This window comes from Bacillus sp. IBL03825 (assembly GCF_024712505.1).
GTDB lineage: Bacteria > Bacillota > Bacilli > Bacillales > Bacillaceae_G > Bacillus_A > Bacillus_A wiedmannii.
Genome location: NZ_JAMXKE010000001.1, coordinates 1,986,345 through 2,010,483, shown reverse-complemented (window position 1 = coordinate 2,010,483; position 24,139 = coordinate 1,986,345). Strand labels below are relative to the sequence as shown.

The window sequence follows — 24,139 nt, the reverse complement described above, 5'->3', positions numbered from 1 at the left end:
CATCCGCTATCATCCATTTATATAAAATTACACTCTTGTCTTGTTCAGAAAGACGTCATATCTCATATCATGTTAAGGAAAAAGAATACCTTTTCACCTGAATACATGATAAGGAGGATTTCTATGAAACGTGATATTAGAAAAGCTGTTGAAGAAATCAAAAGTGCTGGGATGGAGGATTTCTTACACCAAGATCCAAGTACTTTTGAGTGCGATGATGATAAATTCTCTCATCATCGATGTACAACAGGTTGTAAATGTACAACTGGGGGTAAATGTCCAAGAACAAGATGTACTCGCGTGAAACATTGTACTTTTATTACAAAATGTACGCACGTAAAAAAATGGACATTTGTTACAAAATGTACTCGTGTGCGCGTTCAAAAATGGACATTCGTTACGAAAGTGACTCGTAGAAAAGAATGCGTTTTAGTTACAAAACGTACTCGTAGAAAACATTGTACTTTCGTTACAAAATGCATACGCTTTGAAAAGAAATTTTTCTGGACAAAACGAAGTTTCTGTAAAAAATGCGAATTCTTCCCGCATAGAGACGGTCACTCGTGCGATGATTCATGTGATCATGGCAGAGACTGTCACGATAATGGACACAAATGGAATGATTGCAAAGGCGGACATAAATTCCCATCTTGCAAAAACAAGAAATTCGATCACTTCTGGTATAAAAAACGTAATTGCTAGTTTTTATGCCTACAAAAAAAGGCCGTTTTGCGGCCTTTTTTACGTTCATTGAAAATGACTTATATCTGCAAATTGCTTCACTTCACCTTTATCTTCTTCAAATTCTATTATACTTAGACTAGCACTATGCATAAATGGATCATCCCACACATTTTCTATTTCAATACCTGCAAAATGTCCTACAAGTAGTTTTGCCGCTGCCGCATGGGAAACAATTAATATACTTTCTCCTTTATGCTTTTCTAAAAGAAGTTGTATCCCCTCAATTACCCTTTTATAAACAGACTCAAAATTTTCTCCTGATGTTGACTGAAAAAGATGTGGCTCATACCAAAACAATTGTATTTCATCTGGGTATTCCCTTTCTATATCAGCGACTGTCTGTCCTTCCCATATACCCATGTTAATTTCATAGAAATGCTCATCCGCTATTATCGGTATATCACGATCGCCCTTTATTAACTCTGCAGTATGAAGGGTTCTTTCACTCGGACTACTGTAGATCGCATGGATAGATAAATCTTTCATTCGGTCTCCTAATTGCTTTGCTTGTAACATACCATTTTCAGTTAAAGCAGAATTTTTCCGGCCTTGCATTCGTTTCGATACATTCCATTCCGTCTCACCGTGCCTTGTTACATATACAGTTGTCTTCATTTCACATTCCCCCTTATCATTTTGGCCGCAATTCCCACGGTTCTACTCGTCCTACAATCCATTCATCACATTTATTCTCAATTCCTTTTATTACCCCATCCGATATTTCTTCATGGGTAAGCCATCTCCCGTATGTATCTTCTAATATAAAACCTAATATTATTCTATGGTAGCTACATCGCGTACCACCTATTTTTTGTGCGGGTATACGCGACGCTTTACTACCTAAAATATGAAAAACGTTGTATGTTTCAGACAACAAATCCACTTCTCTACAAATGAATGACAACGTATCCTTCGCACTTGCGTGTACCCATGCGACAACTAATGTCATGGGGCCATTCCGCTCAATTGTACTTTTAATAGCTAGCTTTACATCGTCATCATTATGATAATCTAACGGAAGACATGTGATACTTTCTGGCGCAGCACTCTCTCGCTTAACATTTTCTAATTTCACTTTATCTCGTCCAATAATAGAAACATGAAATCCTTGCTCACAAAGCCACATAGAAACTCTCTTTAGCATTCCTGTTCCACCAATTACTAGCGCATGCAACTTCTTCCACCCTTAGTAAAATGTCATATGAGACTTATCTTCCCTATAATAGTTCAGTCGGTCTTGCAATGTCCCTGAATGAAATTCAAACTTATGGCCGTCAGGATCAAAAAAATATATAGACTTACAATCCCTTACATCCCGTTCTCTTCCTTGTAAAATATGAACATCGTTTTCTTCTAATCGTTGCAGTAGACGTTCAAAGTCTTTCTGTTCAACTGAAAACGCAATATGCGTATAAGATTGATGAATCTCATTTCTCGGAATATGTGTTTCTTCATTAAGTGCTACCCATACCCCACATATATTAAAATACGCAAGTTTTCTCCCTTTAACTAATAATTCTCCTTCTAGTACTTTTTCGTAAAATATAATAGATTTTTCTAAATTAGACACTGAAAAACAAAGATGATTGATTCCCTTTAACAACTCTAATTCCTCCTATACAAATAAAAGATGAGCGAAAATTCACTCATCTTTTATTATACTATTTCTTTGTAATATATGCCCATTTATAACTGAAGTCCCCACCAAACGTATGATTCGCAATACCTTTTACGTATGGCTTCTCTAAGTAAGCCGTACTTTGTTGGTACGTAGGAGAAATGGCAGCATCTTGACCAATTAAGATTTTTTCAGCTTCTGCAAGGGCATTCCAGCGTGCTTTATCATCTTTTAATAGCTCTCCTTTTGATTTCGCTACTAAATCATCATACTTCGGATTAGAATAATCCATTTCATTAAATGAGCTTCCAGTAACAAACATATCAATATAAGTCATTGGATCTGGATAGTCCGGACTCCATGCAGATAATGAGAATTCATATTCAAATTTCTTTTCTAACTCTAGCTTTTGCTTATATGGTTGTTGTTTCAAATTCACTTTAATACCAGGTAAATTTTTCTCTAACTCTTCTTTAATAAAGTCACCCACTTTTTTACGGCTACCGTTATCATCATTTAGAAATTCTACTGTAATTGTATCTTGGCCAAGCTCTTTCTTCGCTTCTTCCCATAATTTTTTTGCTTTTTCAGCATTATCTTTGCTGTCACGGAAATTTTTATTTACAGTACGGAAATCTTTCCCATCTGGTCCTGTCGTAAATTTCTCAGGTACTAAGAAATATGCTGGTAATGATCCGTCATTTAAAATAACATTTGCAATTCCTTTTTTATCGTATGCCAGATCAATCGCTTCACGAACTTTTTGGTTTTTAAACGTTGCATTTTTCTGGTTAAAACGTAAGAAATACATACGTGGATCTAACTTCGTTTTAAATTCATCCGGCTTATTCTTTTTATACTTATCAACAAATTCAGAACTTAAAATAACACGGTCCGCTTGATCACTATCATATAAGTTTACTCCCGTGCTCGTTTCCTTCACAATATTTACATTAATTTCTTCTAACTTCACAGTATCTTTATCCCAATAATTAGGGTTTTTCTTTAACTGATAACTTCGTTCATGTTTCCATTCACTCATCGTAAATGGTCCATTATATAATAGTTTATCTGCTTCTAATGCATATTTATCCCCTTGTTCTTTCACATATTTTTCATTTAAAGGGAAAAATGTAGGGAATGAAGTAAGCTCAAGGAAATATGGTGCTGGCTGTTCTAATTCTACTACTAACGTTTTATCATCCTTCGCTTTCACTCCTAATTGATCTAGCGGTAATTCTCCTTTATTTACTTTCTGTGCATTTTTCACATCAAATAAAATAAATGCATATTCTGCCGCTATTGCTTTATCTAATGTACGTTGCCATGCATATACAAAATCTTGTGCTCGAACTGGATCACCATTTGACCATTTCGCATCACGTAATTCAAATGTATATGTCTTTTTATCTTCACTAATCTTCACATCTTTTGCCATGCCTGGTGTTGGTTTATTATCCTTATCTAAACGATATAACCCTTCCATTGCATTTACAAAGGCACGGAATGATACAGAGTCTGTTGATTTTGACGTATCCATTGAAGGGATTTCTGCTGTTTCTAGTAAGTTTAATACTTGCTTATCTGCTGCTCCCTTATTCGATTCTTTCTTCGTTGTCGAAGCCTTCTCACCATTCCCACATCCTGCAACCAATACACTCGTCGTTAACGCAAGTGCAGCAATTGTTGTTGTCTTTCTCTTCATTCTTCCTTCCCCCGATCTATATGTATAAATGAAAGCCAGTATAATATATATTATTATACAAAAGATTCAGATTATTTCAAATATTATTTTTGTACAGTAAAAAAAGAAGCTGATAGAAAACTCTTCTATCCACTTCTTTTTCTATTTCTTTTACTTGTAATCCATCCTCTATATCAAATGGGTTTTGAACTTTAAATATTTCGTCCATTATCTTCAAAAATTCTTCCTCATTTTTAGATTCGCCGTTAATCGTAAGTGAGTACGGCTCAATCTCACCCAATTTATAATCAACAATAAATTGGATTTTCACCTTTTTCCTTGGCATATCAGGACTAGTCCCTTGAAATTCTACTAATTCTAACCCTTCCGTTCCACGATAATATACCCAACCTGGATTTCTAAAGTAACTTTCAAACGATTCACCAATGGAAAAGAACGGATATTCATAAAGCGAGCTTGTACGAACTTTTTGAATAATATCTCGATCCGTCGGGAAAAAGAAATGGCTGAAAAAAATACTAGCAACCGCTAAAATCGTAACGATCGTTGCTCCCATTTTACTCGTTCCACCACTATCACGGATGAGATAATTTTCAACCGATTCATCTTGAATTTCTCGTGCTTTTATTCGATATATACGCCTTTCTGCAAATTGATAATATAATCCATTCGCAAAAATCGCCATTCCAAATAAAATAAAAACGAGTAATAGAAACGTAAGAGGCACCATATTAATGATTGGTAATGCTACGTTGAAGCCCATATAATAAGAAAACGCATCACATGCTACTAATAACAGTAAAAATAATGCTGCTGGTACATAATACTTACGATATCCAAGCCAACCCACATTGAAAATAGCAGCCCAACCATTCCAGCTCCACCTAGCAATCCGCTTATCCTCAAGTTCCCATTTCTTTTTGTAATACCGATATTGTCTACCTACATATACTTCTAATTCCTTGTCTATTAGCGAGCATCCTTCACCTTGTTCAGAATGCAAAGTCCACTGGCAACTTTCACAATTCAACTGATCTCCCTCACAAAGTTGCCCACAATTTATACACTTCAAAACAATCCCTCTTCCCATCCATACGTCATTTCAAAATACCTTCGTGATTTAATAACCACTCTTTCCTCCATAAACCGCCCGCATACCCAACAAGCTTCCCACTCTTTCCTATTACACGATGACACGGAACGATAATTGAAATTGGATTACGACTATTTGCTCCTCCTATCGCTCGTACAGCTTTCGTATTTCCGACCTTCTCTGCAATATCTAAATATGAAGCACTTACGCCATAAGGGATAGTATAGAGCGCATCCCATACATTTTTTTGAAATGCTGTTCCCTCAGCAGACAGCGGGACCGTAAACTCTTTTCTTTTCCCCTTAAAATATTCATCTAGCTCATTTATACATTGATCTATTATTTCATTTTTATGTTCTTCTTGTCTCTCATCAACAAATATAACAGACGTAATTCCTTTATCGTTCGCTGTAATTTCCAGCAAGCCTAATTTACTTTCATAATAAGCCTGGTACATATGTCATCCTCCAATTCATTTCATATTAATTATTGTAACACGAATAGACAAAATTTTTCGTATAAGCGTTTTATTAGGGAAACAAAAACAAGAATGATACAATGTAAGAAAATTCGATCTAGGAGGCTATGATGAATTCTGAACTTTTTTCACCTTATACAATTAAGGACGTTACATTAAAAAACCGTATCGTTATGTCACCTATGTGCATGTATTCATCAGAAAACGAGGATGGCCAAGTAACTAATTTCCATCACGTTCATTACGGAACAAGAGCTGCTGGTCAAGTTGGTTTAGTTATGATCGAAGCAACAGCCGTGTTACCTGAAGGAAGAATTTCTAATAAAGACCTAGGTATATGGGATGATAGCCTAATTGAAGGCTTACATAAAACGACAACTTTTATACATGATAACGGCGCAAAAGCCGCCATTCAACTTGCTCACGCCGGAAGAAAAGCTGAATTAGAAACGGATGCTCTCGCTCCATCCGCAATTCCGTTTAATGAAACTATGAAAATCCCAGTAGAAATGAGTATACAGCAAATAAAAAAGACCATATTAGCTTTTCAAGAGGCTGCAATACGATCCAAACAAGCTGGATTTGACGTTATTGAAATACACGGCGCTCACGGTTATCTTATTAATGAATTTCTTTCTCCACTTTCTAATAAACGGACTGATGAATATGGAGGTTCACCTGAAAATCGCTATCGTTTCTTACGTAAAATCATTGACTCAATAAATAAAGTTTGGAACGGACCGTTATTTGTTCGTATTTCAGCAAACGATTATCATCCTGACGGTTTAACGGTTCAAAATTACGTTCCATATACAAACTGGATGAAAGAACAAGGAGTAGATTTAATTGATTGTAGTTCTGGAGCTGTTGTTCCGGCACACATTGATGTATATCCCGGGTATCAAGTGCAATATGCTAAACATATTAAAGAACATGCTAACATTGCAACTGGGGCTGTTGGTTTGATTACGACTGGAGTACAGGCAGAACAAATTTTAAATAATAACGAAGCAGATTTAATTTTTATCGGACGTGAGTTACTTCGCAATCCTTACTTCCCAAGAATAGCCGCCAATGAACTTAGCTTTGAGTTAGAAGAACCGTATCAATACAAACGAGCACCGGGGAAAATCCATACGAATAAATAAAACCGAGAATAATATGTACTACTGAATCTAGAAGAATAAAAAGTATACTATAAGATAACGTATGTTATTTCATAATATCGTTTTAAGGTGAATCAACATTTTGCTTGATACACCTATTTTTTTATGTATTTATCTCCCGTTCTGAATATGTGACAGAGTTAAAAATCGAATTCCACAATCGTGATTACGAAAAAAACAATTTCTCAGATTAAGTGAGAAATTGTTTTTTGATATAGTAGTATTCTACATATTAATTCGTGTGTTTAGTTTGAAACTCCAACAATTTTAATTATCATTTAAAAATAAGAACGATGCGCTGGCCATGAACAAGGTGGATACCATTCTTCTTCGTAAAACACTTGCTTAATTCCATTTTGCACCATTTCTTTTTTACTCATTCGTATATCCTCCTTTTGCAAATCTCCCCAAAATACGGAATAGTACATATAGGACTTTTATATCTTCGGAACCCAATTCCCTTCAGGTTTTACTCAAACAGATATAAAAACAGATTATTTCCAAATAGAAAGTATATTCTATTTGATTTATTGGCATTACAAACAATAGATATATAATAGTAGTATATTTTCAAATGAGGTGAACCATTCTTATAACACGAAATCATCCGTTTGTATAATACGACTCTAAAAATAGCATTGCAATAAACGAGGTCACTTGTCGTATAAGATCAAGAGTGTTGGAGGCGTATAAAGTGAAACTTTAATCCGCGGGGGTTTGCTGTCGACAAATAGCGGGATAAAAATGCGATTTGCATAATAAATTATCGTAAAAAAGGAGTGGGCTTCCCACTCCTTTTTTACTTTCTTATAATTGTTAAACTACATGTATTTACTATTCATTCAAGATTCAAACTTTTTTTAAATACATGTCATTTTTTCGTTTTTTATTCTATCGTTGTAATTTCATTTGAGTTATAAATATAAATACCCGTTTCTTCTCGCAATGCAGTGATATACATCCCTTTCGCCACATCTTTCGCTGAAATTGGTTTATACTTTTTGAAAGCCCCTTTAAATATAAAAGGAATGATACGAGACAGCTTTTCAGCCATTCGTTCACCGAAACGAAATTCTTGTCGATTTCCTACTAATAAAGATGGCCTAAAAATGTGAATACCACCAATGACTAACTTTTGTAATTCCTCTTCCATTCTTCCTTTAACTTGCGAATAAAAGAAGAACGATTTAGGTTTTGCTCCCATTGAGGACACAACAAGGAAATTTTGTACCCCTTGTTTTTCAGCTAAACAAGCAGCTCGTAACGTATATTCATAATCTACCTTTTTGAAATTTGCCTTTGTTTTTGCTTTTTTGATTGTTGTTCCTAGACAACTAAATACGTCATCTACAGCAAAAAACTCTTTATATTCCTCTAACATCGAAAAATCTATTTGCTTTTGCTGTAACTTTTCATGTTGCCATTGCATTGGTTCCCTTACAAAAATAGTAACCGAATCGTAGTAATCTGATTCAAGTAATAGACGCGTTATCTCTTGTCCAACTAAACCACTTGCACCAAGTACTAACGCTGTTCGCTTATTCATATATGCATATACCTCTTATTTTACTTTTCTCTCCTTCAGTAAAATACAACTTTTAGGAGTTTCCTTCTCTCATTTTACCACAAGTAAAGCACTATGCGTACGCATAGTGCTTTACTCACTCTTTTTTCTCATCTTTCTCTTGCAATTTTGTTACTGTTGATGCATCTCCTAAATTACTTATTAATCTTCTTAAAAAAATTAAGACTAAGGCTAATGGTAATACTACCGCTAATATCAATAAAATAGCTTCCATTAAGTAACCCAAACACTCATCCCCCTCTACACCCTCCTTTCAAATATATGAACGTAGCGTTGTCACATATGCATGCATTCCTAAAAATAATACATCCAAATTTGACAACTTTATAACAAAAACAAATCGGAATGATTATTATTTATTGCAACTTTATAAAAGATGTATTATACTAAGTTCGCAAACTAAAACGTAATTATTCCGTTTTGTATTAAAATGATATTTTTCTTCTATAATTGGGGAAAATATATCCGTAAAAAAAGAAAAGAGGAGAACTTCATGCCTAAAAGATTGACTATATTTTCATTCTTACTTATTTTCACTTTAATTTTTACTGGCTGCTCAAATAAAAAAGAAGGTAATGCCAAGAAAGACGGAAAGCTAACTGTTTATACTACTATTTTTCCTCTTGCAGATTTTGCAAAAAAAATTGGTGGCGACTATGTAACTGTTGAAGCGATTTACCCACCTGGTGCAGATTCACATACATTTGAACCAAGTCAAAAACAAACAGTACAAGTTGCAAAAGCCGATTTATTCGTTTATAACGGCGCTGAATTAGAACCATTTGCTGAAAAAATGGAAAAAGCATTACAAAAAGAAAATGTTAAAATTGTAAATGCATCAAAAGGTATTGAACTGCGTACTTCTACTGAAGAAGAGCATCATGATCACGGAGACGGCCATAAAGAGGATGAACATCATCACGATAAAGACCCACACATTTGGTTAGACCCTACTCTAGCAATGAAACAGGCAGAAAAAATAAAAAATGCACTTGTAGAATTACAGCCTGATCATAAACAAGAGTTCGAAAAAAATTTCGCAGCACTGCAAACAAAATTTACTGATTTAGATGATCAATTTAAAGCAGCTGTTTCGAATGCAAAAACGAAAGATATTTTAGTTTCTCATGCGGCTTATGGATACTGGGAACAACGCTATGGCCTGAAACAAATTGCTATCGCTGGTATTTCAGCTTCTAATGAACCATCTCAAAAACAGCTTGCTGACATTACAAAAACAGTAAAAGAACATAATCTACAATATATTTTATTTGAAACATTCTCTACACCAAAGGTAGCATCCGTAATTCAGAAAGAGACAGGTACAAAAATTTTACGCTTAAATCATCTTGCTACTATTTCTGAAGATGATGCGAAGAACAATAAAGATTACTTCACTTTAATGGAAGAAAACGTAAATACATTAAAAGAAGCTACTAACTAATCAAATTTTTAAAAGAAGCTGAATATGTCATTCAGCTTCTTTTTTATTTGTTCTTACTTGACTTGACTAAAATAACAAGTAAAATTATCCATATTAGCTTTTAAGCTTTATTAATTTAGAAGGTGAGTTGGAATTATGACTCTTCACATTCGTGAAGTAACAGAAAAAAATTGGCGTTCAGTAGCTGCTTTAAACGTCGCAAAAGACCAGCAGCAATTTATTGAAAGCAATGCGTTTTCTCTAGCAGAATCATTATTTGAAGGAAACGGAACGTCAGTAGGTTTATATGATGGAGAAACACTTGTAGGGTATGCAATGTATGGATGGTATTTGGAAAAACGCAAAAGCGTATGGTTAGATCGATTTATGATTGACCAACAATATCAAGGAAAAGGATATGCAAAACGTTTCCTTCGCATACTCATTCAATTCTTACAAGATAAATATGAATGTAAAATAATTTATTTAAGTTTACATCCAGACAACAAACTCGCAATGGGGTTATACGAGTCATTTGGTTTCCGTTTAAATGGTGATATTGATGACGATGGTCCAGTTGTAGGTGTTGTAATGGAGTTACTATTAGATGAACATACAAGCCTGTGAAAACAGGCTTTTTATTATCCTTCGTTTTTTGCAATCGAGCATTTTTCTACAAAATACTTAGTTAAGTCAAAAAAATAAGCCTGCAATATATGCAGACTTATTTCACACACTCCCCGAAATGTTCTTGGAACCATTCCTTATTAATATCTTTTCCGATAAACACAACTTCACTTACTCGTTCTTCGCCCTCTTGCCACTCTCTATCATATGATGCAGCAAACAGTGTATGCACACCTTGGAAAACGATACGTTTATCTACTCCATCAATCGATAAAATTCCTTTGTAGCGATATAAATACTCCCCTAGCTCTTGAACGACAGCTGACATCCACTCATTTAGTTTTTGTAAATCTAACGGTCGCTCTTCGCGTAGTACAAACGACTTTACCCCTTCTAGATGATTATGCTCTTTATGAGGATAAATTTGTAACGTATCTTTCGTTTTAAACGTTTGAATTTGTAGTAACGATGGAATATCTACATCACAGTTAGTCGCCTCGATTAACTCTGCAGTTGGGTTAATACCTTGCAGTTCCTGCAATAGATTTTCCTTTTCACTTTCATCCACTAAATCTAATTTATTTACTAAAACGACATCAGCAAATGCAATTTGTTCCTTTGCTTCTAGTCCTTTTTCAAAATGTTTATGTATATGGTAACTATCTACTACTGTTACAACGCCGTTAATTTGGTATGCAGATTGAATCACAGGATCTAAAAAGAATGTTTGAATAATCGGACCTGGATTTGCAAGACCAGTCGTTTCAATTACTAATCCATCAAATTCCATTTTACCTTCTGCTTTTACGTCCAGTAATTGTTTTAAAGCGACTAGTAAATCTTCACGTACAGTACAACATAAACATCCATTCGTCATCTCCATAATCTCTTCTTCGACATTCATAATCAACTGATTATCAATACCAATTTGCCCTATTTCATTTACAATCACTGCTAATTTATGACCGTGATTTTCTGATAAAATGCGATTTAATAATGTCGTTTTCCCTGATCCAAGAAAACCAGTTAATATCGTTACTGGAATCATTTCGTACATCTCCTTATAGCTATATGTTTTTACATTATAGCATATAGGGAAAATCGTTTTTGTAGCAAAACATATTTATTGTATGTACGACACTGTAACTATATAATAATATGTAGCAAGAAAGCCTTTTCAAAAAATGATTCATTCATCAAGGAGGTACTTATAATGGAACGAGTTCAAATGGCCGAAACACTAGAATTTTCTCGTATTATTCAAGGTTTTTGGCGTTTAGCAGAATGGAATATGACAAAGCAAGAGTTACTCTCTTTTATGGAAGCTTGTATGGATATGGGAATTACTACTTTCGATCATGCTGATATTTATGGCGGATATACGTGTGAAGGATTATTTGGAGAAGCATTACAACTCAAGCCTTCCTTACGCGAAGACATGCAAATTATCACAAAATGTGGAATCGCTCCCCCATCACCAAAATTTCCAGAGCGATATGTTGCGCACTACAATACGAGTACTGAACATATAATAAAAAGCGCGGAAGACTCATTACGAAACTTACATACTGATTATATTGATGTACTGCTCATTCATCGCCCTGATCCATTTATGGATCCAAATGAAGTAGCAGAAGCGTTCTCACGCTTAAAGCAAGAAGGAAAAGTCCGTCACTTCGGTGTATCTAACTTTTTACCTTCACAGTTTAATATGTTAAGTTCTTATTTAGATTTCCCGCTCATTACAAATCAAATTGAAGTATCTGCGATGCAGCTTGAACATTTCGAAAAAGGGACAATTGATTTATGCCAAGAAAAGCGAATCAATCCTATGATTTGGTCGCCTCTTGCTGGCGGAGAAATCTTTACTGGTCAATCAGAACGTGCCGTACGTTTACGTGAAACGTTACAAAAGGTTGCTACTGAACTAGATGTTACTAGCATCGATACAGTTATGTATGCATGGCTGCTTGCTCATCCAGCTAACATGATGCCAATCGTTGGATCTGGTAAATTAGACCGTGTTAAAACAGCCGCTCTTGCTACAAAAGTTAATTTAGATCGTCAACAATGGTTTACAATTTTCGAAAGCTCTAATGGACATCCTGTACCATAATACACAAAAAGAAGAGCTGTTTCTTTACAGCTCTTCTTTTTCATATGTATTTCTAGTCATGGCAAATACACACATATCCCTTAATCCATTTCCATCTACCGCTACACTCGCACTTTCCAATGTGCCTTCTAACTTAAAGCCTAATTTCTCAGGTATCGCTCTACTCTTCTTATTTAAAGAATCGCATCGAATTTCTACGCGGTTTGCTTTCAATTCAGTGAAAGCAAACTCCATTATACCTTTTGCAGCCTCTAGCATATAACCCTTTCCACTAAACCTTGAATCAATCCAATACCCAATTTCAAATTGAGGTATATCCCAATTAATGCGATGCAATCCAGCTGATGCAATAAATTCACCTGTTTCTTTCGAAAAAACTAGTAATCTTAAATCCTCACGTTGCAAAAATTGAATATGCGATTTTCTAATACTCATCTCTACTTCTTCCTCTGTTTGCTCTTTCTGTGCAAAAACCATCCATGGTTTTAATTCTTTCATAGAAGCTTGAATTGCATCGTATACAGCTTTACCGTCACCCGGTTTCGGCATTCGAATAAATAGCCTATCAGTATAAAATTCAGAAGGAAAATCGAATAATAACGGATTCACTTTCAACACTCCTTTTAATGCTTTTATATATAATAATATCCATCTCAAACCATACAGTAAAGAAATTTCTGAATTTTACACATTTTAACCATTTACCTCTACCGCTACACGAACTCCAGATTCAATTGCACCTTGTATCCATCCGTGATATAACGTTGTATGATCACCTGCAAAGTATAATCTCCCCTCTGGTTTTATAATCGCTGGTTGTAGCTCAGATTCTTGCCCTGCCTGAAATAGCGCAAACCCTCCAAGTGCATATGGATCCAATGTCCAACTTTTTGATATGCCAGACATGAACTCATCATATACTTGACCGCCTAATATTGTCGCTAAATTTTGTAATGTGTAATAAATACGATCACCTTTTGATAACCCATCCCATAACAATGCATCATAAGACCATGTATAGCTGCCTAACATCATAGCGGGTCCTTTTTCTCCAATTCCGTGACTTGGATAATAGGCGTAACGAATTGGTAAATCCGTTATAATCCTGCCACCTAACTGTCCTTGTTCTTCCCAAAATCGACTTTTAAATTGAATTCCTATTTTTGTCGCTGGCATATAATGCAATTCACGAATTGCTTTCCATTTTTCATGAGATATAGAATCAAATGGATCTACTTCCACAAAGCGCATTGTCGAAAATGGAATTGTAATAATAACTAAATCCCCTGTAATACTACTATACTCAAAAGTTTCCTCGTTTCGATAGAAAGCTGTCACACCGTTATTGTGTTGATGTAGCTTCATTAATTTTTGATTATATATAATATTTTCTTCTAATTGTGGTAAGAAAGACTTTGGTAATCTATCATTCCCGCCTACTATTTCACAAAATCCACTCTCCTCCTGCATAATGTATAAAAAGCGTAGTGTCTCAACAAATGACCTTTCCAAAAAACCTTCTAAATCTAATAGAACACCGATCATCTCAATTGTTACTGGCGAGAAATACGTATTATATTGATAAGGATGATACTTTAAAAATTGTCCTGTAGAGTATCTCCCAAAATCCTTTACTACAACATCCCAATTTTTCTCTGGGTTCTTTTTTATAAAATTTATAATGGGCTGTACCGCTAGCAATAATAGCTCCTCAGACGTTTTTCCGACCTCATTCATTTCTACAGGATACTTTAATATACTTGGATCTTTTTCGTATTGTTTTAATGTCGTTTTCCGGCCATTTACGAAAATGATATCCGTCTCATTCCTATTAATAAACGGGCTCACCTGTAGCCCAAATTTTCTTATATATGCCATCGTTAATGTGTGCGAATACGGAATTCTCATTGCCCCAACATCTAAATATAATCCGGTATCTTCCATTCTAACCGTCTCTATGCGGCCACCTACCCGGTTGTTTGCTTCAAAAATCTTCACATCATGTCCTGCAGCCTTTAATAAAGATGCCGAAACCAACCCAGCCATACCGGCCCCTACTACTATAATTTGTTTCGAACGTGTCGTCTTCTTTAACCCTTGATTTATCACTTTCAACACTTCATCCATCTCAATGTTATACATTATATCTTTCTGCACAATTCCACCCCTTACTTCATAAAATGGGCATTAGTGGTTTAGTGCATTTTATTCATAAATTCCTATAAACATAACAACATAGCAAGTGGAATATTCACTAAAAGTACATAAGAGGTAGCTTTCACATCTCTTCACGCTTCGTATAATATAGCAACGGCAAAGAAGGAGTGGTTGAAAATGAAACAAACTTACGACTACCACGCTACAAAGAAATATTTAGAAGGAAAGAAGCACCAACTATGCAACAAACTTAGTTGTAAGCATCTATCTAAAAAAGAGCGTGAACAACTAAAACTTGAGATTGATAACTACGAATATATTTTAAATTTAGTTGAAATGAATCATTATGAACGAGGATTTTCTCGTTAAAAGTAAATATAGAATTTATCCACTTTATATTTTGAGCATTTTATTACGCATTTTTCGTAAGTAAATATATAATAGGATGTACATTAAGATTGAGAGGTATATTCTATGATCAAATTAAGTGTATTAGACCAATCACCTATTTCAGATGGTAGTACAGCAGCCCAAGCTTTTTCACATACAGTTACGCTTGCACAAGAAGTTGAAAAACTCGGATATACACGCTTTTGGGTATCGGAGCATCACAACTCTGTCAGCCTTGCTGGTTCAAGTCCTGAAATACTTATTTCTCATATTGCAGCAAAAACAAATCGTATGAGAGTGGGTTCAGGTGGTGTTATGTTGCCGCACTATAGCTCATATAAAGTTGCTGAGAATTTCCGCGTTTTAGAAGCGCTTTATCCAAATCGTATTGACCTTGGTGTCGGCAGAGCACCTGGTGGTATGCCAATTGCAACTCGCGCACTTCAAGAAGGGAAAATGGTCTCACTTGATCAATATCCAGAACAAATTGCAGATGTGGCAATGTACTTACATGATCAAGTACCAGAAAACCATCATTATGCAAATTTAAAGGCTACTCCTGTAATTACAACATCTCCTGAGATGTGGATGCTCGGTTCTAGCGGAGAGAGTGCAATGATTGCTGCAAAACAAGGTGCTTCTTTTGCATTCGCACAGTTCATTAACGGATACGGTGGCCCTGAAGTAATGGAAGCTTATCAGGAACAATTCCAACCTTCCTATTTAGGAGATAAACCAAAATCAATCGTCGCTATTTTTGTTATTTGCGGAGAAACAAATGAAGAGGCAGAAAAAATCGCTTCTAGTTTAGATTTATCAATCTTATTACTAGAACAAGGAAAGCGTACAACTGGTACTCCTTCTATTGAAACTGCACAAAATTATTCATACAGCGCTTATGATTTATTCCGTATAAAAGAAAATCGTCAACGTATGATCGTCGGTGATCCATCTTCTGTGAAAGAAAAAATCGTAAACTTAAGCAAAGCGTACAATACTGAAGAATTTATGATTGTCACAATTACCCATCGATTTGAAGATAAATTGAATTCCTATCGCTTACTAGCAAATGCTTTTCATTTATAATGATAAAAGGGAGATACATCAATTACGATGCATCTCCCTTTCTTACTACTTCTTGTTTTCATTTTCTATATATTCAATAGCCTCTTTTAATAACTCATCAAAATGATTAGGGTAATCATGATTTAAGTTAGGTACAACTTTATACTTATGTTCAATGTTCCTATCTTTTAATAATTGTACAAATTGCTGCGTACATTCGAAACAATCTTCATCTTGTTCCCCACACACTATATATCCCTTTATATTTTTATCTTGTAGCACTCCTAACAACTCATTCCATTCTTCAATCTCTGGAAGCCACGGCGCCACAAAAATAAAACCATCTACATCTATATCTTTTTGTAAAATCGTATACAAAGCTACTCTTGCACCAGCAGAAAAACCACCAATTATTACACTTTCTACTGTATGATTTTCTTTAAAATTAACGTAATGCTCTTTTAATTCTTCTTTCCCTCTATGTATATCATCCCAAACAAACCCATCTGAAAACTGAATTTGCGAAGACTGTGGTAAAGCTAACGTATAATCTTGTGTCAAAACAGTTTTCCAATATGGTTCTATTATTTCTATATTTTCTTGATCTCCGTGCATTGCAATAAATAGTTTTTCTTTTTTCTTACCATCTATAAATTTCACGTCTGCTCGTTCTGTTTTCTTTGCTAATTCTTCTCTCTCTTTACATAATTGAACCATTTTATGAAACTCTTCAAATTTATGTAGTGATTTTAAATCGTCGTCGGTAATTAAATATTCATTTCCGTACCAAAATCCATTGTCTATAATAGCTTCCTTCATTAACTGTAACGCTTCTTCTTCAAGCCCCGCTGCACTCGCTAGTGCATATTTGAAATTATATATTTGCGCCTCATTCCCCACTATGCCTTTCGCATGCTCCATTATATAAGTGTATGCTTCCAAACTTCCTTTATTTGCGTAACAATGTAACGTTTCATTTAATAATTGAATGTAAGTCATACTATTTTTCATACACCCATTCCCCCGTAATCTTTTATAATATTTAGTTCTCAAACCTTTATACCATTCTGTAATCACTGTATATAACTCAAGCTAACAATACTTAATCATTACTCCCCTTCGTCCAATAAGTTTAGTATAAAATTGAATAGACTGAAAAATCAATATTTTTATAAACAAAAAAAGACAACAATATATTTATTGTTGTTTTCCATACATCTACCCACTCTTTTGTTTTTTTCTGTCTGGTTTACTTGAAACTAAATAATGTTTTTCTGAAATATATAAATCTCTTTTTAATATACGATTTAAATACGGTCCTAATTTCATCCCGCATATAAGACGCTCTTCACTACCTTCAACAATTGGAAACATTTCTTTTTCTGTTACGTACTGATCTACTGCTTTTTGTACGATATCAATTTCTTTAACTAGGTTTAGGTTTTCTTCTGTATGTTCAAATACCTCAAGCGTTTCCTTCGTAATAAGAAAACTATTTGTTGGAAATGCAAGTAAATACGGCTTTAACAAATCATAATTTACTGTATAATCATCATTTACTAATACTGTATAAACAATATTAGCATTCTTTTCTAGAAACTTAGCCATCGCTTGTTCTAATTCATCTTTCGTAATTTCACGCTCTTCTTTTCCAGTTCTGAAAAAGCGAAACATCGCATCGCCTCCTTTTTACTATATTATAGCATAAAAGAAAACTGAAAAATTACAAAAAAAGCCATTGAAAGAATTTTTCAATGCCTTTTTTCTTTATATACTTATATTTATTTTAAGAACGCACTTAGCATCCATACATGTTGTTCTAATGTTGTATGAATCGCTAACAACATGTCCGCTGATGTTTCATCGCCAGCTTCACCAGCAACTTCCATACCTTCTTTTAATTCTTGAATAAGTGCAGAATAATCATTCACTAATGTTTGCACCATTTCTTCTGCAGATTCCTTGCTTGTCCCTTCATTCACACTAGATGTTGCAAGATATTCTTTCATTGTCGCTAGCGGTTTACCTTCCAACGCTAAAATACGTTCTGCTAATTCATCAATATTTGTTCCAGCTTCATTGTAAAACTCTTCAAATTTTTCATGTAACGTAAAGAAGTGTGGTCCTGTCACATACCAGTGATAATTATGTAGTTTCACATATAACACATTCCAGTTTGCTACCTGCTTGTTTAATACTTCAACAACATTTGTTTTCGTACTCATACAATCCACTCCTCTTATCATTTCATAATGTTTATCTTTTAATAACCTAGTTACATGTTACCATACATTTCCTATCCTTTCGAACGATTGGCTCATATGTAACAAAGTTTTAACACCTTTAATACTTCCCTAATATCTTTTAATTCATGTATGTTTTCAAACACTTCATACGTCTAATTGTCCAAGCTCATACATATGCATAATAGTAAATCAAGCTCATCGTAGTAGAAAGAGGGATAACATGGACAATCAACAATGGCAAGTGGCAAAGAAAGTCGCTGCTACTTATATTGGAACAGTCGTTGGAGCTGGATTTGCTACTGGACGAGAAATTGTTGAATTTTTCACAGTGAACGGATTATATGGAACAATTGGCATATGTGTAAGTGGATTTTTTTTTATTTGGCTTGGCACAAAGATGATGTTACTTTCATCACAAATTGGTGCATTTTCAGCGCAAGAATTTAACAAATATTTATTTGGGGATGTATTTGGCAATGTTGTAAACACACTATTATTACTCGTATTATTTGGTGTAACGAGCGTTATGTTATCAGGAGCGGGGGCGGTATTTGAAGAGCAACTTCGTTTACCAAGACAACTTGGTATTTTCATTATATTGATCGCCTGTCTCATTATAGGTAGTCGCGGGTTACAAGGGGTTTTTGAAGTTAATACACTTGTCGTACCTATTATGATGATTTTTATTATCGGACTTGCTATTACAACTTTTTTTCACGGTACAACTTCTATTAGTGACACTATTCCTGCAGAAAGCTGGAATATGAAGTGGATTACTAGTCCTATTACATATGTCGCCTTAAATCTTTCTCTCGCCCAAAGCGTTCTCGTCCCGTTAGCCAGTGAAGTAAAAGATCGAAAGGCCATTTTATGGGGCGGTATTTTAGGCGGTGCAGGACTTTCTTTAATTTTATTATGTAGCCATTTAGCTATCTTATCAGTCGATCAATTTTATCAATATAATATCCCAATGGCTGAAGTCATAAGAAAATTCAATGCAACTTTTCACTTTTTCTTTGTTCTTATCATTTTCGGTGAAGTGTTCACAACTTTAGTTGGTAATGTGTTCGGAATGACAAAACAAATGCAATCCATCACCGGATGGAAAAGTAACAATATTATTTTCTTCATTTTACTAATTAGTTATTGCTTTAGTTACATTGGTTACAGTGAATTACTCCACATTCTATACCCTATAATCGGGTGGGTCAGCATCATTTTACTGCCAATTATTGCTTTTAAACAACTTCAAAAAACATAAAAGAAGCATCCATGTTATTGGATGCTTCTTTTATGTTCATTCACAATCATCGCATACTTCCCAGTACGGCCCCATTTCGAGTGCTAAATATGGCTTTAATTGCAAGCGAATCATCCGACTAGGCATACGTTCTAAAACGAATTGAATCCCTTCTTCATCTTCGTCTAATTCAACTTTTGAAATCGCAATTCTTTGCATAATAGAAATAGGCATTCCATCTTTATATAAAGTGATTTTCACCTCATCATATTCATTAAAATACACTTCAACACTCATTTGATTTTTCAACATTTCATCAACAATTTCATATTTATCATTTCGTTCCTGGATTATATATTTCCAGCCGCCTCTACCTTCTTCTTTCGGAGCTGCTTGAAATAATGTCATCAAATCCTCGTATAGCATAAGATAACCCCTCTCTTACTAAAAAACGATGAGTATTTTATATACCCTTTATCTCTATCACTTTCCATATGTATTGTACCATATATCGCCGTTTTTACCGTATTCATTTGCTTCATAGATGCATATAAAATACCTGATTCTCTTCATTGCGGTGTGAGTTATCTCCTATTTCATTTCTTAATACTCTTCTATAGCTTTCAAATAATATCACACTTAAGCAAATCCACTTTTTGTCCATCCTCCACTTATTATTTGCTTGCAACAACAAAAAAGAAGAGTGACTTATATCACTCTCCTTAAAAGAATTTCCCAGTAGCTGCTAACGCTAATACTAGTATTAAAATTGTAAATAATAATGATACAATGAAACTAAAAATAGGTAATGCTTTCTTTTCATTCTTCTTAAAGAGTAACTTTAAACTAAGAAAGATGTTTACTGGTACAAGTATAAAATAAAAATATTTAACAATTTGCACCGAACTATTCGAAAGTGTTTTTAAAATAAACACTTCAATTAAAAAGACAATAAAAAATGAAATACTTAACCAAAACGAGACATAACTAAGCCAAGAATGTCTTTTGGTACCCCAATAACCTCCCATAGTAATCTCCTTTATTTGCATTTTATATGACTATAATTATACACAAAGTTAACAAATACCTCTATTTTTCGACAAATATTATACATGATATACCTTTAAACATCATAAAAATACTCTCTATCCCATTTCATGTTACATAATAAAAACAGACTACTCCAAAATCGCATACTGCTATTTTGGAGTAGTCTGTCCTCTGTTACACTTTAAATCTTTCAATTAACCCTTGTAACTCTTCAGCCATTTGAGATAATGTACCAGCCGCCGAACTAATCTCCTCAATGGACGCTAGTTGTTCTTCTGCTGATGCTGCAACGTTTTGAGTACTCGTCGCATTGTTCTGTGCTGTCATTGCAATTTGACCTACTGAAATAGACACTTCATTTGCACCTTTTGACATCCCATTAGCCGTTTCAACCATCGTTTTAATTTGATCTGCAATTTCATTTGTAGATTGTAAAATCTCAGTAAAGTTTTGCTTCGTTTCATTCGCAATAACAAGTCCAGATTGAACTTCTTCATTTACATGACCCATAGATTTTACCGTCTTACTCATGTCATCTTGTATTTCACATATTAATTTACTAATCTCACTAGAAGATTCGCTAGACTTCTCCGCCAATTTACGTACTTCATCTGCAACAATTGCAAATCCTCTTCCATGCTCTCCTGCTCTTGCAGCTTCAATTGCCGCATTCAAAGCTAGAAGATTTGTTTGATCTGCAATATTTTGAATGACTTCTAGTATGTCACCAATTTGTTTTGATTTATTATTTAGCAACTGTATAACTTCATCTGATTGTGAAACAGATTCTGCAATAGACTGCATTTGATTTACTGTTTTTCCGACTAGTTTTCCACCATCTTCTGCTTTTTCACGAGTATGAGCAGAAGCCGTACTAATTGATGATGAACTATTTGCTACATGCTGAATTCCTTCTGTTACATCAAATAGTAACATTGCACCATTTTCTACACTTGTCGTTTGCGTAGTTGCCCCACTCGATATTTCATCCATTGCCATTGTAATTTGCTCAGTCGCTTCACTCGCTTGTCTTACACTTGCCGTTAGCTCTTCTGATGCTGCTGCAACATGCCCGGCCGAAGTATTAATTCTTCCAATTAACGTTCGCAATGCATCTGTCATCTCATTAAATCCTTTTGCAAGTTGGCCAATTTCATCATTAGAATGAATTTCGATTGTTTGCGTTAAATCTCCCTCACTTATTTCTTTAGAAGTAATAACTAATCTCTTTAATGGCTTCGTTATAGAAAGTGTCACAAAATAAATAAGTGACCCACCTATAACTAATGAAATGAACATAACGATTAACATATTGTAAAATACAGGCTGCGCAGCTTCAATTACTTCATTTGAGTACATCGTCCCACCGATTTTCCAACCTGTTTTTACATTTGTAGCAAATACCATTTGTTTTTCGCTGCCATCATACATATATGAAAAAGCGCCATGATTATCTTCATAAATTTTCTTCGCCCAAGAATCAGCTGCTTTTCCCCCTGATTTTTCTTGAGGATGTGCAATTATTTTTTGTTGCCCATCTAAAATGAAAGCATATCCCTTTTTACCAATATTGATTAACTTTGTTGTTTTTAATAAATTCTCTAAACTTAAATCTACCGCTACAACACCGTTTTTATCTTCTACTTGTTTTGCAATCGTTACGACAATATGTCCATTCCCCTTCGCTTTGTAGGGCTCAGTAATTACAATACCACCTTGTTTTGCCACTGCATCTTTATACCAAGAACGTTCTGTTGGATCATAGTCTGCTGCCATTTGTATATTTGGTTCTTGCACAAATTTCTTATCATTCCCAGCAACGTATACTTGTTCAATATCTTTATTCAAATTGATATATTGAGATAACATCTTTCTTAATTCTTCTTGATTATCCCCTTGATACATATTACCTTGAATCACCCGTGCAAAGTTATTCACATCATTAAATTTCGCCTCAATCATTTGATTGATTAAATTATCTAATATTTTTATATTGTCGTGAGCACTGCTCGTAATTTGTGATTCAAAATTCTTTTTAGCTGTTTGATAAGACATACCTCCAATAATAGAGACAGCCGCAATTAAAATGATAAAAAACGAAATTAGTAGTTTTTTTGCTACTTTCATATCACGAAACCAATTTAATAGTCTACCCATTACAAACCTCCTGCTTTTCAATTTCAAAAGTTAAATCTAGCGAGTTCTAAACATTTCCCATCCCTAAATTATTATTTTCATAATCTATTACGATGAATACTTTGTAAAGTTTAAACAATTAAATTCCCTTTGTCTATATATTTGAATAATATTATTATAAAATTTACAAATACAAAAAAAAGCCAAAGGGAACCACCCTTTGGCTTTTTACATTTTTTTATGCTGTTTAGAAATCTTTTTCCACTTATCACGCTCTGCTCTTGCAAGAACAGCATCTTGTTTTCTCATAAAATACGCCAGTTCTTTTTGTAATTTTTTATAGCTTTGCAAACGATTTATCGTAACAATTCCGTTATCAATTGCATGATGCACTGCGCATCCTGGCTCATTTTCATGCTTACAGTCCCTAAAACGGCACGTTTTTGCTAATTTTTCAATATCAGAAAATGTTGTTTGAATTGCATCGCTACCTTCCCAAAGCTGCAGTTCCCTCATACCCGGAGTATCAATAACTAAACTACCACTCGGTAATCGGAACAATTCACGATGAGTTGTCGTATGCCTTCCTTTACTATCTTCCTCACGAATATCTCCCATTTTTGCTACTTCAATTCCTATAAGTGCATTTAGCAAAGTCGATTTTCCAACCCCCGATGATCCGACTAGAGCAATTGTTTTCCCAGAAGAAACAAATTGCTGCAACGATTCAATACCAGTATGCTCTAAACTATCAACGACGAAAATCGGAACACCAATTGCCACAGCTTCCGTTTCAACAATTTTCTGTTCCACGTCTTCACATAAGCTACTCTTTGTTAAAACAATAACAGGCATTGCACCACTTTCATACGCTAATAGTAAATAACGTTCTATTCTTCTTACGTTAAAATCATGGTTAAGTGCATTTACTAAAAATAGATAATCTACATTTGCTGCTATTACTTGTTCTTCCGTTCGATTACCAGCCTCTTGTCTAGAAAAAGAGCTTCTTCTTTGAAAAATACGATGAATAATTGCTTTCTTTTCATTCTCTATTTTCTTTATATACACCCAATCACCAACCGCTGGATAATCTCCCTTCGTTACTACTTCATGCCGAAACTTTCCAGACAGCTCTGCCATATATTCACCATCATTACAAATAATTCGATATATATGTTTATGCTCAAGTAAAATACGCCCTACTTCAAAGTTCTCTACAGCTTGTTCTTCAAAAAAAGAATCCCAGCCGAATGATTCTAAAATATTTTGATTCAAATTGATATCCTCCCTAGTTTAA

The 24,139-nt window shown here is 34.5% G+C and carries 26 protein-coding genes and 2 pseudogenes; 8 read left to right on the top strand and 20 right to left on the bottom strand.

What is annotated here, in order from left to right; genetic code table 11:
- Window positions 1–123 precede the first annotated feature (123 nt).
- Window positions 124–702 (top strand): exosporium protein ExsB, encoded by a 579-nt coding sequence (exsB, locus tag NHG49_RS10420; protein WP_000817494.1) that lies wholly within the window; start codon window positions 124–126, stop codon window positions 700–702.
- 45 nt (window positions 703–747) lie between these two features.
- Here the strand turns inward: exsB and NHG49_RS10415 are convergent, their stop codons facing one another.
- The 6 genes from NHG49_RS10415 to NHG49_RS10390 form a co-directional block, all read right to left on the bottom strand.
- Window positions 748–1,359 carry a phosphoserine phosphatase 1 gene (locus NHG49_RS10415; protein ID WP_064474182.1) on the bottom strand — a complete coding sequence of 204 codons (612 nt, stop codon included), beginning with the start codon at window positions 1,357–1,359 and terminating at the stop codon, window positions 748–750.
- Between the two features lie 16 nt (window positions 1,360–1,375).
- The gene (locus NHG49_RS10410; protein WP_222655377.1) at window positions 1,376–1,918 is read right to left on the bottom strand and encodes a short-chain dehydrogenase; all 543 of its coding nucleotides are present in this window, start codon (window positions 1,916–1,918) and stop codon (window positions 1,376–1,378) included.
- Window positions 1,919–1,930: 12 nt separating this feature from the next.
- Window positions 1,931–2,347: a FosBx1 family fosfomycin resistance bacillithiol transferase gene (gene fosB / locus NHG49_RS10405; protein ID WP_103654975.1), complete on the bottom strand. Its 417-nt coding sequence runs from the start codon at window positions 2,345–2,347 to the stop codon at window positions 1,931–1,933.
- A 58-nt stretch (window positions 2,348–2,405) separates the two neighbouring features.
- A complete protein-coding gene (locus NHG49_RS10400; RefSeq protein WP_064474185.1) occupies window positions 2,406–4,067 on the bottom strand; it encodes a peptide ABC transporter substrate-binding protein in 1,662 nt (553 codons plus the stop codon).
- A gap of 76 nt (window positions 4,068–4,143) precedes the next feature.
- Complete coding sequence (locus tag NHG49_RS10395) at window positions 4,144–5,157, bottom strand: DUF2628 domain-containing protein (protein WP_081257109.1); 1,014 nt, start codon at window positions 5,155–5,157, stop codon at window positions 4,144–4,146.
- Window positions 5,158–5,164: 7 nt separating this feature from the next.
- Window positions 5,165–5,617, bottom strand: a complete 453-nt coding sequence (locus tag NHG49_RS10390) for a methylated-DNA--[protein]-cysteine S-methyltransferase (RefSeq protein ID WP_258125907.1) — start codon at window positions 5,615–5,617, stop codon at window positions 5,165–5,167.
- A gap of 131 nt (window positions 5,618–5,748) precedes the next feature.
- On the opposite strand from NHG49_RS10390, the gene namA reads away from it, so the two are divergent.
- Complete coding sequence (gene namA / locus NHG49_RS10385) at window positions 5,749–6,786, top strand: NADPH dehydrogenase NamA (RefSeq protein WP_103654973.1); 1,038 nt, start codon at window positions 5,749–5,751, stop codon at window positions 6,784–6,786.
- Window positions 6,787–7,109: 323 nt separating this feature from the next.
- Here the strand turns inward: namA and NHG49_RS10380 are convergent.
- From NHG49_RS10380 to NHG49_RS10370, 3 genes and pseudogenes are all read right to left on the bottom strand, one after another.
- Window positions 7,110–7,184, bottom strand: a pseudogene (locus NHG49_RS10380) (DinB family protein); the annotation flags it as partial.
- A gap of 506 nt (window positions 7,185–7,690) precedes the next feature.
- Window positions 7,691–8,350, bottom strand: a complete 660-nt coding sequence (locus NHG49_RS10375; RefSeq protein WP_048559679.1) for an oxidoreductase — start codon at window positions 8,348–8,350, stop codon at window positions 7,691–7,693.
- Between the two features lie 115 nt (window positions 8,351–8,465).
- Complete coding sequence (locus NHG49_RS10370) at window positions 8,466–8,615, bottom strand: hypothetical protein (RefSeq protein ID WP_181004172.1); 150 nt, start codon at window positions 8,613–8,615, stop codon at window positions 8,466–8,468.
- 267 nt (window positions 8,616–8,882) lie between these two features.
- Here NHG49_RS10370 and NHG49_RS10365 point away from each other — a divergent pair, with 267 nt between their 5' ends.
- Window positions 8,883–9,833, top strand: a complete 951-nt coding sequence (locus tag NHG49_RS10365; RefSeq protein ID WP_064474189.1) for a metal ABC transporter substrate-binding protein — start codon at window positions 8,883–8,885, stop codon at window positions 9,831–9,833.
- A gap of 135 nt (window positions 9,834–9,968) precedes the next feature.
- Window positions 9,969–10,439, top strand: coding sequence for a GNAT family N-acetyltransferase (locus tag NHG49_RS10360; protein ID WP_064474190.1), 471 nt, complete (start codon window positions 9,969–9,971; stop codon window positions 10,437–10,439).
- Between the two features lie 97 nt (window positions 10,440–10,536).
- On the opposite strand, the gene NHG49_RS10355 is transcribed toward NHG49_RS10360, so the two are convergent.
- Window positions 10,537–11,487 carry a CobW family GTP-binding protein gene (locus NHG49_RS10355; RefSeq protein ID WP_064474191.1) on the bottom strand — a complete coding sequence of 317 codons (951 nt, stop codon included), beginning with the start codon at window positions 11,485–11,487 and terminating at the stop codon, window positions 10,537–10,539.
- Between the two features lie 165 nt (window positions 11,488–11,652).
- Between NHG49_RS10355 and NHG49_RS10350 the strand changes: the two genes are divergently transcribed.
- Entirely contained in the window at window positions 11,653–12,555 is a 903-nt protein-coding gene (locus NHG49_RS10350; protein ID WP_064474192.1) for an aldo/keto reductase, read from the top strand.
- Window positions 12,556–12,579: 24 nt separating this feature from the next.
- Here the strand turns inward: NHG49_RS10350 and NHG49_RS10345 are convergent, their stop codons facing one another.
- Both NHG49_RS10345 and NHG49_RS10340 read right to left on the bottom strand, forming a co-directional pair.
- A complete protein-coding gene (locus NHG49_RS10345; protein ID WP_064474193.1) occupies window positions 12,580–13,164 on the bottom strand; it encodes a GNAT family N-acetyltransferase in 585 nt (194 codons plus the stop codon).
- An 84-nt stretch (window positions 13,165–13,248) separates the two neighbouring features.
- The gene (locus NHG49_RS10340) at window positions 13,249–14,712 is read right to left on the bottom strand and encodes a flavin monoamine oxidase family protein (RefSeq protein WP_064474194.1); all 1,464 of its coding nucleotides are present in this window, start codon (window positions 14,710–14,712) and stop codon (window positions 13,249–13,251) included.
- 177 nt (window positions 14,713–14,889) lie between these two features.
- On the opposite strand from NHG49_RS10340, the gene NHG49_RS10335 reads away from it, so the two are divergent.
- Complete coding sequence (locus NHG49_RS10335; protein ID WP_064474195.1) at window positions 14,890–15,081, top strand: DUF3896 family protein; 192 nt, start codon at window positions 14,890–14,892, stop codon at window positions 15,079–15,081.
- 105 nt (window positions 15,082–15,186) lie between these two features.
- Window positions 15,187–16,188: an LLM class flavin-dependent oxidoreductase gene (locus NHG49_RS10330; RefSeq protein ID WP_098102942.1), complete on the top strand. Its 1,002-nt coding sequence runs from the start codon at window positions 15,187–15,189 to the stop codon at window positions 16,186–16,188.
- A 45-nt stretch (window positions 16,189–16,233) separates the two neighbouring features.
- Here NHG49_RS10330 and NHG49_RS10325 read toward each other — a convergent pair whose 3' ends face one another.
- From NHG49_RS10325 to NHG49_RS10315, 3 genes are all read right to left on the bottom strand, one after another.
- Complete coding sequence (locus NHG49_RS10325) at window positions 16,234–17,178, bottom strand: alpha/beta hydrolase (RefSeq protein ID WP_064474197.1); 945 nt, start codon at window positions 17,176–17,178, stop codon at window positions 16,234–16,236.
- 207 nt (window positions 17,179–17,385) lie between these two features.
- Window positions 17,386–17,841 (bottom strand): DUF3939 domain-containing protein, encoded by a 456-nt coding sequence (locus tag NHG49_RS10320; protein WP_098102941.1) that lies wholly within the window; start codon window positions 17,839–17,841, stop codon window positions 17,386–17,388.
- A 107-nt stretch (window positions 17,842–17,948) separates the two neighbouring features.
- Window positions 17,949–18,392, bottom strand: a complete 444-nt coding sequence (locus NHG49_RS10315) for a Dps family protein (RefSeq protein WP_000105194.1) — start codon at window positions 18,390–18,392, stop codon at window positions 17,949–17,951.
- A 241-nt stretch (window positions 18,393–18,633) separates the two neighbouring features.
- Here NHG49_RS10315 and NHG49_RS10310 point away from each other — a divergent pair, with 241 nt between their 5' ends.
- Window positions 18,634–19,674, top strand: a complete 1,041-nt coding sequence (locus NHG49_RS10310; RefSeq protein WP_064474200.1) for a YkvI family membrane protein — start codon at window positions 18,634–18,636, stop codon at window positions 19,672–19,674.
- A gap of 36 nt (window positions 19,675–19,710) precedes the next feature.
- On the opposite strand, the gene NHG49_RS10305 is transcribed toward NHG49_RS10310, so the two are convergent.
- From NHG49_RS10305 to rsgA, 5 genes and pseudogenes are all read right to left on the bottom strand, one after another.
- The gene (locus NHG49_RS10305) at window positions 19,711–20,079 is read right to left on the bottom strand and encodes a DUF3979 family protein (RefSeq protein ID WP_098102940.1); all 369 of its coding nucleotides are present in this window, start codon (window positions 20,077–20,079) and stop codon (window positions 19,711–19,713) included.
- Window positions 20,080–20,375: 296 nt separating this feature from the next.
- A complete protein-coding gene (locus NHG49_RS10300; RefSeq protein WP_098102939.1) occupies window positions 20,376–20,681 on the bottom strand; it encodes a hypothetical protein in 306 nt (101 codons plus the stop codon).
- Window positions 20,682–20,877: 196 nt separating this feature from the next.
- Window positions 20,878–21,696: a methyl-accepting chemotaxis protein gene (locus NHG49_RS31910; protein ID WP_420707519.1), complete on the bottom strand. Its 819-nt coding sequence runs from the start codon at window positions 21,694–21,696 to the stop codon at window positions 20,878–20,880.
- A gap of 123 nt (window positions 21,697–21,819) precedes the next feature.
- Window positions 21,820–22,758 (bottom strand): annotated as a pseudogene (locus NHG49_RS31905) (HAMP domain-containing protein); the annotation flags it as partial.
- A 309-nt stretch (window positions 22,759–23,067) separates the two neighbouring features.
- Entirely contained in the window at window positions 23,068–24,117 is a 1,050-nt protein-coding gene (rsgA, locus tag NHG49_RS10290) for a ribosome small subunit-dependent GTPase A (protein WP_064474204.1), read from the bottom strand.
- Between the last annotated feature and the right edge of the window lie 22 nt (window positions 24,118–24,139).

Coding starts and splice junctions, on each gene's coding strand:
- NHG49_RS10365 (WP_064474189.1), top strand. CDS start 8,883: ATGCCTAAAAGATTGACTATATTTTCATTCTTACTTATTTTCACTTTA.
- NHG49_RS10320 (WP_098102941.1), bottom strand. CDS start 17,841: ATGTTTCGCTTTTTCAGAACTGGAAAAGAAGAGCGTGAAATTACGAAA.
- NHG49_RS10415 (WP_064474182.1), bottom strand. CDS start 1,359: ATGAAGACAACTGTATATGTAACAAGGCACGGTGAGACGGAATGGAAT.
- NHG49_RS10395 (WP_081257109.1), bottom strand. CDS start 5,157: ATGGGAAGAGGGATTGTTTTGAAGTGTATAAATTGTGGGCAACTTTGT.
- NHG49_RS10335 (WP_064474195.1), top strand. CDS start 14,890: ATGAAACAAACTTACGACTACCACGCTACAAAGAAATATTTAGAAGGA.
- namA (WP_103654973.1), top strand. CDS start 5,749: ATGAATTCTGAACTTTTTTCACCTTATACAATTAAGGACGTTACATTA.
- NHG49_RS10355 (WP_064474191.1), bottom strand. CDS start 11,487: ATGATTCCAGTAACGATATTAACTGGTTTTCTTGGATCAGGGAAAACG.
- NHG49_RS10350 (WP_064474192.1), top strand. CDS start 11,653: ATGGAACGAGTTCAAATGGCCGAAACACTAGAATTTTCTCGTATTATT.
- NHG49_RS10375 (WP_048559679.1), bottom strand. CDS start 8,350: ATGAATAAGCGAACAGCGTTAGTACTTGGTGCAAGTGGTTTAGTTGGA.
- exsB (WP_000817494.1), top strand. CDS start 124: ATGAAACGTGATATTAGAAAAGCTGTTGAAGAAATCAAAAGTGCTGGG.
- NHG49_RS10325 (WP_064474197.1), bottom strand. CDS start 17,178: ATGAAAAATAGTATGACTTACATTCAATTATTAAATGAAACGTTACAT.
- NHG49_RS10330 (WP_098102942.1), top strand. CDS start 15,187: ATGATCAAATTAAGTGTATTAGACCAATCACCTATTTCAGATGGTAGT.
- NHG49_RS10310 (WP_064474200.1), top strand. CDS start 18,634: ATGGACAATCAACAATGGCAAGTGGCAAAGAAAGTCGCTGCTACTTAT.
- NHG49_RS10360 (WP_064474190.1), top strand. CDS start 9,969: ATGACTCTTCACATTCGTGAAGTAACAGAAAAAAATTGGCGTTCAGTA.
- NHG49_RS10400 (WP_064474185.1), bottom strand. CDS start 4,067: ATGAAGAGAAAGACAACAACAATTGCTGCACTTGCGTTAACGACGAGT.
- NHG49_RS10305 (WP_098102940.1), bottom strand. CDS start 20,079: ATGCTATACGAGGATTTGATGACATTATTTCAAGCAGCTCCGAAAGAA.
- NHG49_RS10390 (WP_258125907.1), bottom strand. CDS start 5,617: ATGTACCAGGCTTATTATGAAAGTAAATTAGGCTTGCTGGAAATTACA.
- NHG49_RS31910 (WP_420707519.1), bottom strand. CDS start 21,696: ATGGATGAAATATCGAGTGGGGCAACTACGCAAACGACAAGTGTAGAA.
- NHG49_RS10300 (WP_098102939.1), bottom strand. CDS start 20,681: ATGGGAGGTTATTGGGGTACCAAAAGACATTCTTGGCTTAGTTATGTC.
- NHG49_RS10315 (WP_000105194.1), bottom strand. CDS start 18,392: ATGAGTACGAAAACAAATGTTGTTGAAGTATTAAACAAGCAGGTAGCA.